Genomic DNA, 20,127 nt, shown 5'->3' with positions numbered 1-20,127 from the left:
TAAAAATGTAATTTATTGTTGCGCAATGTAAAATTATTGAGAAAATAGTGAAATATTTCATGTTTATTGCAAATTAAGCGCATGCCTTTCTGGCATTCGCCAGAAAGAAACCCCATGCATCGCCATTCCTCCATGAACCGTGTTTATCGTCTTGTGTGGAGCGAGACCTTGCGTTTATGGGTGGCAGTGGCCGAGACGTCTCGGGGGCGTGGCAAGTCGGGCACGGGGCGGCGGCGCTTGTCGGCACTGCTGGCGCTGAACCTAGGCTTTGTGCTGGGGCCTCCGGCCACCGCCGGGCCTGCGGACGGCATCACCACCACGGGTAAGACCGTGACGACGCTGGCCACCAGCGGCAACACCGTCAACATCACCACCACCACCACCACGGTGACGGGCAGTAATGCCTTCAATTCATTTGGCACCTTCAATCTCGCCAGTGGCTACACGGCCAATCTGGTGGTGCCTAGCGGCAGCACTAACTTGATTAATCTTGTGAGTGATGCGCGCAGCGATATCTACGGCACGCTAAATGCCATCAAGAACGGGCAGATCGGCGGCAACGTGTGGTTTGTCAATCCGCATGGTTTGGTGGTGGGTGCCGGGGGGGTGTTGAATATGGGCAGCTTGAACGTGAGCACCCCGACCACCGGATTTGTGGACGGATTTTTCAGCCCGCAGGGTACGCCAGATGCTGGCTCGGTCAACCAGTTGCTGGGCGGCACTGCGCCGCGCAATGCGAATGGCACGGTAACTATCCTGGGGCGCATCAACACCTTGAATGGTGTGACCCTGAGCGCGGGGGCGGTGCATGTCGGCGGCTCGATTTACAGCGGTGCGAGCTTTGTGGGCACAGCGCCAGATTTCAGTGATGTGGTGAATGCCAACGGCCTGAATACGGGCTCCAAGGTGGTGCTAAGGGGCGGCAATATCGTAATCGTGGCGGACAACGATGTCACGTTGACCGCAACCCACACAGATGGCCCGGCGCAGATTGAGTTAGACCACGTGGCTATCACGGGCCACCATGTCACCATCGCCGCCAGTTCGGTGTTGACTGATGCATCGCTGCTGGTGTCCAACGGCATTAACCCGGCCGAGGCCACGGCCAGCGTCAGCATCCAGTCCAGCCAGATCACGGCATCGGGGAATCTGTCGGTCACGGCGAATGCCGAGGTGCATACCTCCACCAACACCGTGTCGCCCGTGCCTTTGTCGGTGCAGCGCGTGGTGTCTGCGGCTAGCGTGGAGGTGGGCGGTAGCACGGTATTGCAGGTGGGTGGCGCTGCGGCGTTGGCGGCAACGTCTACCGTCACTACCGATGCCCGGCCCAGCACGGCCTTGTCCGGCCAGGCGGCGGATGCGGCGGTGGCGGTGTCCGATGTGCGCAGTACGGCTACCGTGCATGTCACCGACACCGCAGCGTTGACGGTGGGTGGGCTCTTGGATGTGCAGGCCAGCAACACGGTGACCAGCACTTCGGTAGCCGATGCCACGTCCAGCGGCAGCAGCGGGGGCGGTGCCTCGGTTGCGGTGAGCAAGCTGCGCACCACCACCAGCGTGGCGATCGACGGCGCGGCGGTGGTGCAGGCCGGTGCGTTGACGCTGGCTGCTACGTCGGCCAACACGGTGCTGGTCAGCGCCAAGGCTGCTGCTCAGGGAGCCACCGAAGACAGCAGCGGCAACAGCGAAAGCAGCCAGGTGCTAACCACCTACAAAGACAACACCCAAACCAGCGACAGCGGCTCCAGCGGCGGCGGTATCAAGGTGGCGGGCGCAGTGGTGGTGAGTGATTTGCAAAGCAGTACCTCGGCCAGCCTGGCCTCGTCGCAGGCGGCTACGGTGGGCGGCGCGGTGGTGGTCAGCAGCCTGTCGAATAACAGCGCGAGCATCAGCGCCGATGCCAGCACGGTGGCCAGTGCTACGGGTGTAGCCGTGGCAGTGGCGATCAATCTCGCCAAATTCAGCAACACGGCAACGGTAGCCCAAACTTTGTCTGCGGGTAGCCTGGGGGTGACGGCGGGCATGGCCCCGACGGCATCTACCAACACCTTCAGCACCAGCGCGGTATCGGGCGCAGGGGCCAGCAATGTGGGGCTTGCCGGGTCGCTGGCGATGGCGGCGATCGACGGTGCAACAGCGGCAGTGGTGCAGGCCAATGCACGGGTCGCGCTGGCGGGTGGCGCGGTGGCGTTCCACGCTACACACAACACCGCATCCAGCGTGCAGGCGCTGCCTGGTGGCCCGGCTACGGGCGACAAAGTGGGCATCGGTGCATCGGTGGCGGTCAACGTGGTGGGCACGCGCACCTTGGCCGAACTGGCCGACGGCGCTGGCCTGCTGGGGGCGGGCGATGTGACGCTGCTGGCCCAGGGCACGCACACCAGCAGCACCGAGGCCGAAGCGGGTTCCGAAGGCGGCGTGGCGATCACCCCGTCGGTGGCGGTAGCGCTCATCAACAACCGCACCACGGCGCGTTTGGGTACGGGCGGCACGCTGGCCTTGAGCGGTGACCTGCTGGTGCAGGCCGAGCAAGTTTCCGTCAACACCACCACGGCCACCGGTAGCGCGGTGGGCGGCAAGGCGGCCATTGGTGCTGCCGTGGGCGTGGCTTTGATCGACGACAGTGTGGAGTCCACCACGGCCCGCGCTGTGAACGGTGGCGGGGCGGTGGCCTTCAAAGCTTCGGGGGCTTCGGCTAGCACGGTAAGCGCCACAGCCAGTGCCAGCGGTGGCAGCAGCGACGCGGATGCGGGCAGCGCCAAGGAAGACGGCAGCGTGGACGACAAGGTCGGCAAGCAGCTCGACTTCGGCAAGCAAACCCAGGCGAACAACGACGTGGGCGATGCCACGCAAAAGGATTCCTCCTCCAGCGCCGTGGCCGATCAGAAGGCTGGCAAGGGCTCGGCCAGCACCAGCGAGGGCAAGCTCTCGGTGGCGGCTGCCGTGGGTATCAATATCCAGAAATCTAGCGTGCGGGCCACTGTGCCCGCCAGCGGCAGCATCACGGCGGCGGGCCTGTTCACGCTGTCGGCCAGCAATAACACCGATGCAGACATTAGCGCCAACGGCAACGCGGGTGGTGGCAGCAAAGTCGGCATCGGTGCGGCGGCGGCCATCAACCTGGTGCACTCGGCCACCGAGGCCAGCATCGGCCAAAACGCCGTGGTCCACGCCCACGGCCTGCTGCTGCAAGCCACCATGACCGACGTGCAGGGTGATGGTTCAGACCTGGTGCACAGTTTTTCTGCGCAAGCCGCATCAGGCGCGGGCGGCACGGCGGTGGGCTTGGCCGGGTCGCTGGCTTTGAATTTGGTCGATAGCTCCAGCCAGGCGCAAATCGGGTCCGGGGCCAATGTCGATGCCGGGGGCGCAGGCACCCGCCTGGAGGCACAGGGCAACACCAGCAGCACGGCCATCGCTATTCCGGCGGATGACGCAACGGCCAGCGGCGACAAGGTGGGCATCGGCGCATCGGTGGCCATCAACGTGGTGGGCCACCGGGTGGTGGCTGAAGTGCAAGATGGTGCGGTGCTGACCGCTCCAGGCAACGTGGCGGTGCAGGCCACGGCAGACCACAGCGTGACCACCCAGGCCGAAGCGGGGTCCGAGGGCGGCGTGTCCATCACCCCGGTGGTGGCCCTGGCGATGGTGAACAACCGCACTACGGCACGCTTAGGCAGCGGCAGCGCCTTGCAGAACGCGGGCAGCGTGTCGGTGACGGCCACCCAGTTCAGCACCACCACCACCAGCGCCAAGGGCAGCAGCCAGGGCGAGAAGGCGGCCTTTGGCGCAGCCGTGGCGATTGCCCTGGTGAACGATGTGGTCACGGCCACGACCGACCGCGACATTCTGGATGCCACGGGCGATGTCCGCTTTACCGTGCATGCCGCGTCCAGCCACACCAGCACGGCCAGCGCCAGCGCGACCGGCGGCAAGAGCGATGACGAGGCGGGCGCGACCGATGCCAATGGCAAGAAAGAGGAAGACGCTAGCGTGGACGACAAGGTCGGCAACCAGGTCGGCTTTGGCCAGCAGCAACAGAGTAAGAACACGGTGGGCGACAGCGGCCAGCAGTCTGCCACCAGCGGCGCGGCCAGCGGCAAACCCTCGGCCTCGTCCAGCGAAGGTAAGGTGTCGGTAGCGGCAGCGGCCGCCGTGAACATCATCGACGTGCAGGCCACTGCCAGCGTGGGGGCGGGTCGCACCATCCGTACCAGCGGGGCTTTGAGTCTCAGCGCTAGCGGCAACACCGATGGCAGCGCCGCTGCCGACGCCGATGCCGTGGGCAAAAGTGCCAAGGTGGGCATAGGCGCTGCCGTGGCGGTGAATAAGGTCACCACGCAAACTCTGGCCCGCATCGGCGACAGCGCTCGCATTACGGCCCAAGGTGTCACGCTACAGGCGGGCATGGAAGACCGCACTGGGGACACCACCCATACGCTGGCCGCCACGGCCGAATCCGGTGCGGGCGGTAGCAAGGTCGGCATTGCCGCCTCGCTGGCGCTGAACATCGGCAGCACCAGCAGCCAAGCGCAAGTGGGTAGCAGTGTGGCCGTGAATGCCTTGGGTGGCGACGTGCAATTGGCTTCCGATGACAGCGCCAGCTATAGCGCCAAAGCCACGCCCACCACCAGCGGCGGTGCTACGGGTGGCAAGGTGGGGGTGGGAGTGTCGGTTGCGTTGAATCTGGTCGACGCCACGTCCAGCGCCAGCATCGGCACCAACACAACGCTGACCCAGGCGCGGGATATCGACGTATCGGCCCATTCCAGTGTGGACAGCCAGACCGAGGCCACAGCGGGTGCGGCTGGCGGCAAGCTGGCTTTTGATGCCGCAGTGGCGGTGGCCACCCTGAACCAAACTACCAACGCGTCGATTGCCGCTGGAACTGCCATCGCGGCCAGCCGCAATGTCGATTTGGCTGCCAGCAGCAGCGGCACGCATACCGCTACGGCCAAGGGCGTGGCGAAATCGGGCTCGGTGGCGGTGGGTGCATCGGCGGGCAGCATCAGCAGCCACAGCACGACCCGCGCCACGCTGGACCGCGACCTGGCGGCGGTCGGCACGCTGGACATTACGGCCAGTGCCACCCGCGCCAACACGGCCGATGCCAGCGCCAGCGCCGGTGGCTCGCAGTCTGAAGACAGCTACAACCAAAACAAAACCCAGTCGGACAGCGCGGCCAGCAGCAAAGCGCTGAAGGACAACCAAAACAGCCAGACCAGCCAAGGCAGCAGCGGCGGCGGCAAGGTGAATGTGGCCGCCGCCGTGGGCGTGGTGGTGCTGGACGATGCGGTGGAGGCCACGGTGACCGGCGGGCGCACGCTGTCATCCGGCGGTGCCATGCAGGTCACGGCCAGCAGCGACAGCAACTTCAGCGCCCGGGGCGCAGGCGATGCGGTAGACCCGAACACCAAGGTCGGCGTGGCGGTGGGCGTGGGCATTGCCATCACCAACAACCGCACCCAGGCGGCGTTGGGCGACAGCACCCACATCACGCAGGCGGGTGACATCACCGTGCAGGCGACATCCAGCCAGAACCGCGATGCGGCTTTTGCCAACAAGCTGGCCGCCGAAGGCATCGCCGGGGCGGGGGGCAACAAGGTGGGCGTGGCCGGGGCTTTTGCGGTGGTGGTGTCCAACGCGCAAACCCTGGCCTCGCTGGGATCCAACAGCAGCGTAGCGCAGGCCGGTGCGATGCAGATCAACGCTTTCAACACCAGCATGCTCGGGGCCAAAGCCTGGGCCGGTGCGGTGGGTGGCAAGGTGGGGGTGGGCGCGGCGGTGGCCACCATCGTCTCCAACAACACCTACCAGGCTCTGGTGGGTAGTGGCAGCGACATCAGCGCCGCCAGCCTTAGCTTGGATGCAGAGAATTACAAGGTGCTGCCGGGCGGGTTCTCGCTGCACATCGACAACGTGGACGATGTGTCTGGCATCCCTGCGCAGCTCACCCACGGCTCGCTGCTAGGCGGGGCCAATTACTACGCCGAAGCCCTGTCGGGCGCTGCGGGCGACACAGCAGCGGTGGCGGGTGCGTTTGCCGTCAGCGTGTTCCAGGACAGTACCGAGGCGGCTATCGGCAGCGGCTCCCGCATCCATACCACCGGGGCCTTGGCCTTGGCGGCCAACAATGACACCACGGCCACCAGTCTGGCGGCGGGGGTGTCAGTGGGCGGCAAGGTGGGCGTGGGCGTGTCCAGTGCAGTAGTGCGCAGCAGTAACGACACCCGCAGCCATATCGACGCAGATACACAGGCCACGGCGGGCAGCATGGCCATCACGGCCAGCAATTCTCAAGACGTGCAGCTCCTGGGGTTTAGCGGCGGTGTGGGCGGCTCGGTGGGGGTCAGCGGCGTGGCCAACGTGCTGATCGCACAGAACCAGGCCCGGGCCAGCGTGGCAGCATCGACCAGCACCAATCTCAGCAGCGCGGGCAATTTCACCCTGGCAGCATCGAACACCTTGACGAGCCTGAACGTTGCCAGCGGCGTGGCGGTGGGCGGCTCGGTGGGCGTGGGCGTGGCCGGTGCGGTCAACACGGTAGAGAACCAGACCTCGGCCACGCTGGGCGATGGTGTGGCGGTGAATGCCGCGCTGGCTGCCCGCATCACGGCCACTGCGTCTGAAGACTTGACCACCTTTGCCATTGGTGCAGCCGGTGGCGGATCGGTGGCCGTGGGCGGTGCGGCGCTGGTGAATGTACTCACCACAACGACCGAAGCCAGCATCGGCCAGAACGTGCGGTTTAACCAAGGCCAAACTCTGGCCGACCAAAGCCTGACCCTGGCGGCGACCGATAGCACCACGCTGTTTGACATGGCTGCGGGTGCGGGCGCTGGCGGCAGCGTGGGCGGTGGGGCCGTGGGTGATGTAGGTGTAATAAATAAGACAATCAATGCCACAGTGGGCGAAGGTACTGCGGTAGCAGCTGCGAAAACGATAGCAGTACAGGCTACGTCCACCGAAGACCTGCGGGTCACGGCCATTGGCTTTGGCGTGGGCGGCTCGGCCGGGCTGGCGGGTTCGGTGGGGGTGTATGCACTGACCACCGACACCCAGGCGCTGGTGGGCGCAAACAGCACGCTCAACACCTTGGGCAGTGCCCTGGTGGCGGCGGATGGGCGCACCACCGTGGACTTCATCAGCGGCAGCGCAGCAGGCGGCGGCTCGGCGGCGATCGGCGCGGCCGTGGGTGTATTGCTGTTGGACAAAACCACGTACAGCCAGATTGGCGACGGCGCATCGGTCACCGCGCTGGGCCGGGGTGACGGCGTAGTCGCCGCCGACGGCACGTACACCGTTAGCTACGGCAGCGGCATTACCGGGGCCGGGCGGGTGACCAATGCGGGCTTTGCCCCCAAGGATGCCGAAGGCCATAGCCTCAGCCGTTCGGCCTTCCAGGCACTGACGCAGCAGCGCACGGCCACGCGCAACACCAGTACCGTCAAGGGTCTGGCGGTGACTGCGACCAATAGCGACAGTGTGAAATCTTTTGCCATCACCGGCGGTGCAGCCGGTGCGGCTGCCGTCATGCTGGGGGCGAATGTGTTGACGGTAGTTACCGACACCCAGGCCCGCATTGGCAGCACGGCGCAGATCAACCGCAATACGGCATTCGGTGCGGCCAACGCTGCACAGTCGGTGCGGGTGGCGGCGGGGAACGAGCAGTTCCACCTCGGCCTGGCCGGGGCGGCGGCAGGCGGTGGCGCATTTGGTGCGGGGGCTGGGGCCGATGTGTTCATCGCCCAGAACACCACCGTGGCCTCGGTGGGGCTCAATGCCCAGCTACAAGCGGCCCGCGATGTGGAAGTGCTGGCCGTTGGGCGGGAAGAAGTGCTGGATGTGGGCGTGGGCATGGCGGTGGCAGGCACGGTGGCGATTGCCGGATCGGTGTCGGTGGTCAGCATCAATAACACCACCCAGGCGCTGATCGAAGGTGGCACGGCGGCCACCACGCTGGTGAGCGCAGGCGGCAATGTCCGCATCCATGCCAGCGACGACACCCGCAGCGACATGGTGGCCGGTGCAGCGGCAGCCGGGCTGGGCGCGGCGGGTGTGGGCGTGGCGGTGGGCGTGACCACCATCACCAAAGATACCCAAGCCATCGTGGGCAACGCGGTCACCGTGAATGCTCTGGGCCACAGCGATGCGATGGCGGCCTATACGGGGACTAGCGAGACGGCCACTGGCAGCGGCACGGGTGTGCAGGTGCAGGCCACGTCCAGCGAAGACCTGTTCAGCCTTGCCGCCAGTGCGGCGGGCGGACTGTATGCGGGCGTTTCGGGTGCGGTGGCGGTGGAGGTGGTCAAGTCCGACACCGCCGCCTCGATTGGCGACAACGCGCGTATCAACAGTAGCAATGCCGGAGCCAACGCGGCGCAGGACGTGAATGTCAGCGCCCGCAATGTATTTACCTCGCAGGTGGTAGCCGGTTCGCTGGCGGGCGGCGCGGGGGCGGTGGCGGGCGGCGTGGATGTGGGTGTGGTCAAGAACAACACCCGCGCCTCCATCGGCAACGGAGCCCATGTGGCCGCCCAGCGCGATGTACTGGTGAATGCCTTAGGCACGGAGACCATCACCAGCACGGTGGTGAGTGCGGCGGGCGGCATCGTCGGCGTGGCGGGCGGTATCTCGGTGTATTCCGTGGGCGACAGCCTGGGTAGCGAATCTCAAAGCCAGTTGACCAGCAATGGCTCAATCGGCGGCCAGGCCGACAGCCAGTCTTCGGACGGCACGGTCGGCAATATGCTGGCCAGTTCGGACAACGCCCATACCCGCGACGTGTCTGCCAAGGCGCAAGCCAAGCGCACGGCAGTCAAGACCAGCAGCGCCTTCACAGCGGCGGGCACTGCAGGCAACTCGGCCAGCATCGGCAGCAATGCGGTGGTAACGACCGGGGGTAATGTGGGCGTAAACGCCCGTGGTTCGTTGCAATATGCCGCCCTTGGGGGGGCACTGGCAGGCGGTGGCGTAGGCCTGGGCGCGGGGGTGGCACTGGCCGATATCCAGCTGAATAACCAGGCGCGTATCGGAGACGCGACCCAGCTCACGGTGGGGGGCGATGTGCAGCTGCATGCCGCCACCACCGAGAACGCCAGTGCCAAGGGCTATGCCGGGGCCTTGGCAGGGGTGGCGCTGAACGCCGCCTACGCCAGCCTGATCGACCACAGCAACACCACGGCAGCAATAGGCAATAACGTGCAAGTGCACCGGGCCGACGAAGTGCGGGTGCAGGCAGCCGACCAGCGCACGCTACAGAGCACCACGGGCAGTGCCAGCCTGGGTGCGCTGGCCGCCGGTGCGTCGGTGGCCTATACCGAAGCCACGGGTGCGACCACGGCCTCTATTGGCAGTGGTGCGGCCATCGGCTCAGGTAGTGGCGACAGGGTGCGCGCACTGAGCGTGTTGGCGGATGCCAATGTCAACGCCAGCAGCGACAGTACGGCCTTGGCTGGGGGGCTGAGTGCAGCGGCCAGCGGCGCAGTGGCGACCGCCAAAGCCTCACCGACAGTGCATGCCACGGTGGGCGGCGGCAACATCACCCTGACCGAAGATGCCCGCGTGATCGCCACGGGCCAAACCCAAGCCCATGCCGCATCGCGGGGCCTGAACCTCAGCGGCAATCTCGCAGCCGGGCTGTCCAAGGCCGTGGCCGAGGCGACTTCCAAGGTGAGTGCCACGCTGGGCAACAGCACCACGCTGAAGGGGCGCAACCTTACCGTGCAGGCAAGCCAGCTGCTGGCGGGCAGCGGGGCCAATATTTCCGCCAACGCCAAGGGCGCCTCCGGGGCCTTGTTTGCGGGTATCAATGCCACCGATGCCAAAGCCAGCCACGATGCGCAGGTGAATGCCACGGTGGGCGACGACAGCACGTTGGTGGCAAGCGGTACGGTGCTGGTAGATGCCAACAACACCACGTCGCAGCAGGCCGATGCCTCGGGCATCGCGGTGGGCATCGTGGCGGCGGGGTTCAACCAGGCCGTGGCCACCACCAACAGTGTTACCACGGCAACCCTGGGCGATGACGTCACCGTGCATGCCTCGCCTACTGCCTTGAGTACGGCGCTTACCGTCAGCGCCACGGGCAGCGACAGCACGATCGCCAACGCCACCTCGGGTAGCGGCGGCATTGTTTCTGGCGCGGCGGCATCGGCCACTACCCGCAGCACCAGCAACACCCAGGCCAGCACCGGCAGCGGTGATGCCACGCACGGCATTGCTGCCACCACCTTGACCATTGCGGCCCGGCATACGACGCAATTCAACGCCAGTGTGGACAGCATCAACGCCTCCATCGTCGGTGCCAGTGGTGCCAGCGCCCACAACACGGTCAACAGCACGGTGAACGCAGGCATTGGGGCCAACGGCGTGGTGCGGGCCCGGTTTGTGGACATCGACGCGGCCAACACCAGCCGCAAAGACTGGCTGAATGCCAGCACGGGGGACGCGGCCGACTGGAACATCAACTCCGGCTCTGGCGGGGTGATTGACCTGCCCGCAGGTAGCAGCGAAACCACCGTCCGCCACGACACCACGGCCAGCGTTGGCAGCAACGCCGATGTGCATGTGCTCAGTGGCAGCAGCGACGGCAGCTTCAATATGGACGCGCTCAACACCATCGTGCTGCACGACAAGGCCAAGCTGGACTCCGGCGGCTTGATTGCGGTGGCGCGTGCGGTGTCCAAGCTCGTCGTCAGCCAGTCGAACGCCACGGTGGCCTTTGGCGATGGCTCCAAGGTGGTGAGCGACACCGGGGCCATCAACGCCGGGGCGCGCTCCGATGTCCGCATGGACGCACGGGCCAATGCCAATGTCTACGGCCTGGCGGGCGCTCCGTCGGGTACGGCGCTGGTGGAGTACCACGGGCAAAACACCGCCATTGTTGGCAGAAACGCAACGCTGGAAGCCAGCGATGGCACGGTGCTGCTGGCGGCCGGGCAAACCACCGATGGCGCGGTGAATGCCATTGACGCACGGGCCACCGTCAATCTGTGGAACAAGACGGCCATCCCGATCACCATCACCCCCGATGCGCAGGCCAACATCACCAACAACGCGACGGTGGAGATCGCCGCAGACGTAGCCGCAGACGGTACGGTCACGGCGGCCAGCACCGTATCGGCCGCCAGCGACATTGCCTTGTATGCCGAAAAAGGCACGGTCTCAGCCTACGCCAAAGGCATCGGCAAAGACCTGTACCGCGAGGCCCTGGCGGCAGCGGCCAGCGGCATCAGTAACTTGTTTGGCGGTGGCGACGTGTCGTTTGACGTAACCGGCGGCAGCACCAGCGTGGTGGGCACGGCCCGCGTCCATGTGGACGGCACGGTGCTGACCGGCATCAACCGCAGCGCGCACCTGACGCTAGGGATTGAGTTTGTAGACGCAAACGGCAATAAGTCGACCACGCCGGTGACGGTCACCACCTACCTGACCAATGCCAGCGGCCAGTATGTGGACGAAGATGGCAATGTGGTGACGGCTGCAAACCGGGTGGTAGAGAGCTCTGTCGTCTTGTGGCGGTTGGCGGTGGACAAGTCGGACAACGTGTCCTACACGGTGAACTCGGCGCAGAGCATTGGATCGGGCATCCAGGCCCGCATCGACAAGCTAAACGACCTGATGGTCCAGTATGCGGGCGACACGGTGGCGGTGGGTGCTTACAAGGCCGAGGTGAACTTCTTGCTGTTCAAACTGGTCGAGATGGGCCTGGCCGCTGGCACTTTTGATGCCAACGGTAACCCTACCAGCTACAACGCCGGGCAGTGGAACAACCCCAGCCCGTTACAGGCGGCCAAGCAAAGTATTTTGCTCAACGTGGCCAACGCCACGAGCGCCTTTAGCACCATCAGCAGCACCGAGCAAAGCACCACGGCCACAGTCGGCAGCGCCACCGGCAACATAGGCAGCAGTGCCAACACGCTGGTGGGGGTGAACAACAGTGTGCAGACCAATCTGCTGGCGCTGGCCCACAAGGACACCGCCAACGCCAACTACCAGGCGGTATACGGCAGCAACGGATTGGTGGCAACCAATGCGGGCTTACTCAACACCATCAACACCGACCAGGCTCTGAACCTATCGGCCCAGCAGACCATTTTCAGCACCAAAACCAGCATCAACACCTTGCTGGGTGAAATTACCCAGCTGACCCTCCAGAGCCAAAATGTGACGGATGCCGCGCAAACTGCGGCACTACAGGCACAGATCCAGAGCCGCCAGAGTAGTGTGGCCACACAAAGCGCGACGGTGGACACCTTGGTGCAGGCGATCGCCACGCGCAATGCCGAGATCAAGGCCAGTGCCGACAGCTACAACAGCAACGCGGCCAGCATCAAGACCCTGCAAAGCGGCCTGGCCAGCACCTTTAGTGACGGTGGCAGCACCGATAGCGCTACGGTGACCAGCATTACGACTAGCCTGAACAGTGGCAACACGGCCCGCACGGCGTTGGGTACGGCGGCGACCAGCATCACCACCGCCACGGCCAGCAACACCACGTTGCAAGGGGCGCTGGATAGCCGCAGCAGCGCGCTGGGGCTGGTGGATAGTTTGACCAGCAACCTGAATACCCAGTCTGCCGTGGCAGAAAACGGACCGGTGGCTGACTTTGTGCATGTGAACGACATCACCGTCAAGCTGGGCAATATCCGCGTCAAGGGTGATGAGCTTAGTGGCCACGGCAAGCTGCTGGCCCCGGGCGATGCCAGCATCACCGTGACCAACAACACGCCCGATTTTCTGGTGCTGAACAAACTCACGGTGGACAGCGACGACGGTGGGCTGGTGCGCTTCAATGGCGTGATGGTCAACTCGGCGGCGGACATCAACCGCATCAACAAATTGCACACGGGGGCTGAGGGACTGACCGTATTGACCCGCGATACCCAGGGCGCAACCGCACCCAGCATTACGGTGGCCAGCAACTACAACCCGCTGGCGGCAGGGGTGGCCGTGCTGGCCCCATCGCCCGACATCCAGATGGAGGGCGACATCACCAATATGCGTGGTTCGGTCTCGGTGCACAGCAAGTCGGGCAGCGTGTATTCATCGGGCAATGTGAACGCCAATACGGTGGACATCATGGCCGATAACGGCGACTTCGTGCAGAGCTATGTGGATGGGTTTTTCAACGTCGGCGGTGATCCGGGCGCGATACACGACAGCGGCACAGCGGTTGGCGGCGGCATTGTGGCCAACGGCAGCGTGGTGTTGAGTGCGCGCTACCTGAATATCAACAGTCTGGTGCAAAGCGGCATTGCCGACTGGAATATCACCCTGCCGGCATCGCCCATTTTGACGGGGTCGGCGGCCTTGTTTGGGGTCCTGGCCAGTGCCCTGGAAAACGCCCAGAACACGTACAACAACAACACGGGCGGGGCCTACCTGTTTTCACTGGCCAGCAGCAGTAGCGCTGGCAATGTCACCTACAACGCGCGGACCAAGCGTATCGAAATGGGTACGGCCTGGGCCCAGGCGGATAAGAACAGCAGCGACTGGAGCACCCGCACCGCCGTCAGCAGTGGCCTGTACCAGCTGGTACCTGACTACGGCAACATTGGCGCCAACTACGACCCGACCCTGGACCGCTTTGAGCTGGATGGAACCCAAGTGCGCGGCGGCCACATCCAGATCTACGGGCAGATTTTGAACACCTCCACCACCGGCAGCGGCATCTTGCGTGCGCTGGACGGCTACGGAAAAATCACGGTCACCAATCCCACCGGGCGGGCGGTGGTTATCAACACCCTGGACACTGGATCTGACCCCACGGGTACCGGGCGCGGCATTGCCGGGGTGATCGATATCACCGACATCCAGAGCATCAACGGCACCGAGGTGGTGAGCAACCACACGGTGTACCAACGCTTGAACGGCAAAGTCACCAAGAACGATGTGGAGGTGAGCTGCAATACGGCCACCGACCCCACCTGCCGCAGCACCACCTATGCGCCACAAAACGGCCTGCGCTACAACTGGGCCACTGGCACCGACAACTCGCAGGAGCGTTACTGGCAGTTCAACAACACCCAGTGGTTCAATTCCTCGGATTTGGCCAGCACCCCCACGGGCAATGTAGAGAGTGAATCGGCCATCTTCACCAAGAGTGCCTACCGCATCAGCGACGGCACGTATCTGACCAAGGACAGCCAAAGCGGTTTCCAGGAGACGGTCACCACATTCCAGGTCGGCAACTCCATCTGGAACAAAACCCGCGAATGGTCCAACTGCAATTGGTGGACGCTGTGCATCGCCAGCAAGCACCACACCACCTTTACCGAAGTGATTGTCAGCAAGACCGTGGACCGCAAGTCCATCGATGCCGATAACGCCATCAAGATCGAGTTCAGCGGCTACGACACCGGCACGGTGGCGATCAACTCCAATAGCAGCGTGCTGCTCAAGGGCGCTATCCGCAACAACACCGGCAACACCAGCATCAACGCCGGGGTGGACACGGCGGGCAATACCGTGGTGGCCAACCAGTCCATCGTGCAGTTGAACGACACGGCACTGACCTCGGGCAAAAACATCACGCTCACGGCCTCTGGCAGCGTGGGTACGGACAAGGCGATTGCGCTGGCCGTCAAAGGGGGGGTCTTGAATGCCGAGGCCAAAAACGGCAACGTACGGGTGGCGCAGACCATTGGCGACCTGAAGATCGGACGGGTACAAGCCGCAGGCGATGCATTGAACCAACTGGGCCATGTGGCGCTGACCGCCGACGGCAGCATCTTGGCGGCCACGGCGGCCTCGCGCATCCAGGGCAACATGATCGACCTGACCTCGCGCAACGGCGGCATCGGCACGATTGCATCGCCGTTGAAGATCAATGTGGGCTACACCGACAACCTGGCCCAGCGCGGCTTTTACGGCTTGACGGCTGCTGCTACGGGCGATATCGGGCTGGAGGCCACCACCGACTGGAGCGGTAACAGTGCTGGCAACCTGCTGCTGAACACCGTGGTGTCCACGGGTGGTGACGTGCTGGTCAAAGCCCCTGGCAGCGTGATCGACAACAACGCCACCGAGCAGGTGGACAGCCGCACCTGGACCGAACTGGTGAACTACTGGGACTCGATGGGGTTGCGCGCCGGTACGGCAGAAAACCTGCAAAACCAGGCCAACACCGTGCACGCTTTCGAGCAGGCCAAAACCCAGGACTACCGCAGCTACTGGAATGCGCGTGGCCGCCAGGCCGACGGTGGAGCAAGCTATAACGCCGCCTTCCAGTACACGGTGACGGGCAACGAACGTGCGGCCCTGGTCGAGGGCGGTTGGGATGCCGCCCGCATCACGGCCTTTGAAGCCGACCGCACCGCGCAGTACCACGCACTGAACGCCAGCGTGGGCGGACTCACCACGGCCTATGCCAGCAGCTACGCCTATACCGCCACCGCGCTGGACAAGCACGGCGCGGATGGCGTGAGCGGCCTGCTGGGCAAGTCGTCGTGGACCGAGCGCGAGCTGGGTATCTCTGTTTCGGCGGGCCTGCTCAAAGAGCTGACCAACACCAACCCGGTCGTTAAAGCCGCCAATGTGCAGGGCCGCAACGTGACGATCCAGGCAGGCAAGTCGATTGGTGAAACCCAGACGGCCATTGTGATTCCCACCAATGCCGACCCTAGCTGTGCGGCGGGCACGGTCTGCCTGACCGATGCCATGAAGGTCGCCCTGGCGTCGGCCGAGCGCTCCGACGTGGTCTTCACCAATGGCAGCATCACCGTGTTGCCGCGCAAGCCGGTGAACTTTGCCGTCACCGAAAGCCTGAACGCCAGCGTGGCTGCAGCTCCCGTGGCAGGCACCGACCAGGGCAATATGTTCCTGGCCTCGTTGGGCGATGGCCTGCTGGGCACCATAGATGCAGCGGGCCAGGCCCGTATCAAGGTGCGTGGCTCCATTTCCAACGTCAGCGCTGCCCCGGCCGTGCATACGGGCAACCTGGTACTGGAAGCGGCCGATGGTGGCATCGGCAGCGTAGCCCAGCCACTGCGCCTGGATCTGGTCGCCGGTGCCACCCTGGTGGCCCGTGCCACCCAGAGTATCGAGATCAGTGCTACGGGCGACCTGCTGGTGGACAGCGTGTATTCGCGCAACACCATCCAGCTGACCGCCAGCGGCAGCATCATCGATGCCAATAACGATGCGGACATCAACGTGCTGGGCACTTCGGTTGACCTGGTGGCGGGCAATAGCATTGGCAGCGCCAGCAATGCGCTGGATGTGGGCGTGGGCCTGGATGGCGCGATCACGGCGCAGGCCGGGCAGGGTATTGGCCTGAACGGCCCGATCGGCCACAGCTTCAATCTTGGAGCCGTCACGGCGGGCGATGTAGTGCGTCTGTCTTCCGTGGTGGACATGCAGCTGGACGGCGCGGTGCAGGGCACGGAGGTGGCGCTGTCTGCAGGCAACCAGCTGGCGTTTGGCAGTGGTGGTTCTGTTACCGCCACGGCCCAGGCGGTGTCGGTGGATGCCACTATGCTGCTGATGGCCGACGGTGCCACGCTGCGGGCCGACATCGGCACGGTTACCGTGGCCACCACGGGCGATGCCACCATCACCGGCATCTCCAGCGGCAACACCACGGCGAATGCGATCCGCATCACCAGTGGCGGCAACGTGCTGGATGGTGGCGATACCCACCTTGATGTGTTGGCGGACGGCGGTTTGGGTGCCAAGGCCAGCCTCACCGCAGGCGGCAGCATCGGCTTGGATAACCCGCTGGAGCTGCAAGTGCCCCAGCTCAATGCCACGGCGGGTCAAAGTATGGACCTGGCCATCCGTGGCCCGGTGGTGATCGACAGTGTGCAGGCGGGTGAACACATTGCCATCACCGCCAGCGGTGCCATCACGGGCAACAGCGTGACGGGCACCGGAGCGGGCCACCGCGTGGCCTTGACCTCGACCACCGGCCTGGTGCAACTCGCCAGTGTCAGCGGGCAGGGCGATGTCGCTGTGACGGGGGCTACCGGGGTGGTGCTGGGATTGGTTCAAAGCGCAGGCAGCGTGACGGCCACGGCGACCAGCGGCGATGTGCAGGTGACCCGTGCCACGGCGGCGGGCAATATTGATTTGCAGGCCGTACTGGGCAAGCTCACCGCTTTGACCGCAGTGGTGGGTGGCACGTTCAACGCCAGTTCCGCCCAGGCGATGGTGGTCGGAAACGCCACGGCGGCGGGCCGCATCGGCCTGCAATCGGGCGCAGAGCTGACGGCTACCACCTTGGTGAGTACGGCGGGCGGCATTGCCACCCAATCCGTGGGGGCCACCCGTATCGACTCTGCGCAAGCGCAGGGGGGCATCACGCTGGCAGGTAACACGCTGGATGCCACCACCTTGGTGAGCGCGGCAGGTGCAATCCACACCACGTCGGTCCTCGGTTCCACCTTGGGCAGTGCCACGGCGGCGGGCGATGTGGTGTTGGACGCAGGCACCGGCCTGACGGCGACCACCCTACAGAGCGGCGGCAGCGTGACTGCCTCGGCAGCCGATGGTAATGTGGTGGTGGATACCTTGCAGGCACAAGGCAGCGCCACACTCAGCGCGCCGTTGGGCGTGGTGCAGGTGGGTACGGCGGTGGTGGGCTCGGACTTCAGCCTGACGGGCCAGAACGACTTGCAGCTAGCCAACGCCACGGTGCAGGGCGTGTTGACGTTGGGGTCAACCGCAGGCAGCGTCAGCGGTGGCAGCCTCACTGCGACCTCGGCGGTGATTACCGCGCCGCAGAACATCACGGTGGATTCGCTGACGGTGGACACCCGCTTTCTGCTGGCGGGTAACAACATCCAGGTGCATGTGCAAAGCGGCACAGGGTTGGCGAAGTCGTTGGCAGCTGCTAACCAGCTTCGGGCCAGTGCGCAAACGATGTTCCCGGTGACCGGCACTGTGACCGGTTTTAACAACGGTGTGGCCAACCATGTGGACCTCACGCTCTCGGGGGCCGGGGGCTTTGTGCTGGATGCACTGAAAACCCGCACCGGCACGCTGAATGTGCCCTTGGGATCTTTAAGCGTGACCTATGCACTCATCCTGGACAGTCTGGTGGTCCGTAATCCATTGAGCCGGGTAGTGGTGGACCAGCATGACCGCAGCATCCATCGGGATGCCTCGGTGCAGCTGTACTCAGCGGGTGCACCGTTTGCTTTTACCTTGTTTGATAACCACATCCTCACCGATGCGTTTGTGATTTACCGCGATGCAATGCACGACACCTTGTCGTCTACGGGCCAGAACCGCAGCATGCTCGAGGCCAGCGAGATGGCTTTGTCGCTGGGCCGTACGTCCAAAGATGCCGTGCAAGATGACACCCAAGACCCGGAAACCCGGAAAGCCGAAGCCAAGGCCCGGCGGGTGGCGCGGGTTCAATTTTCCGGATTCCCGGTTTCGCTGGAACAAAAATAATGGCTAAACAAGTTGTGCATCTAAGTTTGTGCGTGCTGGTCGGGCTGGCCGCTCTGCCCGCCGCCGCGCAGTCCGTCGTGGTGCCGCCCTCCGTGGATGCGGGCGCTTTGCAGCAGAGGCAGATGGACGAAGAGCGCCGCCGCCGCGAACAGGAACGTGTGCCCGCCGAGACGGCCCCAGCCCTGCAACGGCCCGTGGCTCCGGCGGCACCTGCACCCAGCATCCCGGGGGGGATTAGTTTCGAGGTGCGCGAGATCCAGTTTTCGCCCTCTGAAATTCTCAGCCCAGCCGAGTTGGAGGCAATTGCGGTGCAGTACCGTGGCCAGCGCGTCACGCTCAGTGCGCTGCAAGCGCTGGCGGGCCAGGTCAATGCGCTGTACAAGGCCAAAGGGGTGGTCACGGCGCTGGCCTCCATTCCACCGCAGGACATCTCGGGCGGTGTGGTGCAGGTTCGCTTGGTCGAGGGCCATGTCGGGAAAATTGGTATTACCGGTAACGACACCACCCGCGAGGGCTTCATCGCCCGCCGCATCGGACTCGTACCCGGTGCACTGGTCGATCTGGACCGGCAGGAGCGCGCGCTGGTCTGGTTCAATCGCACCAACGACCTGCGGCTAGAGGCCGAACTCAAGCCAGGCAGCCAGTTTGGCACCACCGACATGCTGGTCACTGCGATTGAGCCACCATTGCACCAGATGCAGCTGACCCTGGACAACCTCGGCAGCGAGGTCACCGGCCAATGGCGTGCGGGTGGCTCGTACCGCAACCGCAGCCTGTTCGGTTTTCGCGATGACCTGTCGGTGTCGTACACCGGGGCGGGCGGCCAAAATAGTTGGGCCACCAGCTACGGCTTTCCCTTTAACCGCTGGGGCGGACGCTTGAACCTGGCCTATTACAACGACGGCACTTCCATCAAGTACGGCCCGCTGTCCAGCCTGCACATCACTGGGCGCTCGTCTGCCCATGTCGCCACGCTGCGCCAACCGGTGTATGTGGACAACACCTTGCGGCTAGACCTGACCGCCGGGGCCAAAAAACGCAACAGCAGCAACTACTTAGACGATGTGTTCCTGGTGCGCACCGACACCAAAGACGGCAGCGTGGGCCTGGACATCGACGTGGCCGACGACAAAGCCCAGTGGGGCGCCAGCTACACCTATTCGCAAGGCAAGGCGACCGTGCTGGAGGAGGGCACCCGCTTTGATATCGACCGGGGTTCCGCCCGTTATAGCTACGACTTTGACAACAAACTGTCACTGCGCAGCAACCTGTCCTGGCAATTTACCGGGAATAAAAACCTGGTGTCCAGCGAGCAGTTCTTTCTGGGCGGCGAAGGCAGTGTGCGCGGCTACGCGGCGGGCAGCTACAGCGGTGACCAGGGGTATGCGCTCAATCTGGAGCTGCACCACCCCGTCGGCACGGCCAACCTGGCATCACGCGAAGTGGTGACCAGCGGCTTTGTGTTTTTTGACTATGGCCACACCGATCCCTTTCGCCCCCCTAACTCCTTGCTACCGGCCCATGAACACCTGCGCGGCATCGGCTGGGGTATGAATGCCAATATCGCCAAAGCCACCAACTTGCGAATCACCTTCAGCCACGGCCTGGACAAGGTGCCGTTGGCGGCCAATCGCAACTTCGAGGTCACGGTGCAATTGGTGTCCAGTCTGTTCTAAAACAGGGTTAACCTTTTTAAAAAAGATGCCAAAAATGCTGCTGGCGCAT

General features: G+C 64.4%; 2 protein-coding genes. Both read left to right on the top strand.

All coding sequences use genetic code 11. The features are described from left to right. Positions 1 to 114 precede the first annotated feature (114 nt). Positions 115 to 18,402, top strand: a complete 18,288-nt coding sequence (locus AC0969_RS02650; RefSeq protein WP_479622574.1) for a leukotoxin LktA family filamentous adhesin — start codon at positions 115 to 117, stop codon at positions 18,400 to 18,402. Next, on the top strand, positions 18,402 to 20,078 hold the full coding sequence (locus AC0969_RS02645) for a ShlB/FhaC/HecB family hemolysin secretion/activation protein (RefSeq protein ID WP_479622573.1): 1,677 nt from the start codon (positions 18,402 to 18,404) through the stop codon (positions 20,076 to 20,078). Before AC0969_RS02650 ends, AC0969_RS02645 begins: the two co-directional genes overlap by 1 nt. Positions 20,079 to 20,127: the final 49 nt, after the last annotated feature.

The sequence above is a fragment of the Rhodoferax sp. LB1P47 genome (assembly GCF_056521445.1).
This window is presented reverse-complemented; position numbering and strand designations above follow the sequence as displayed.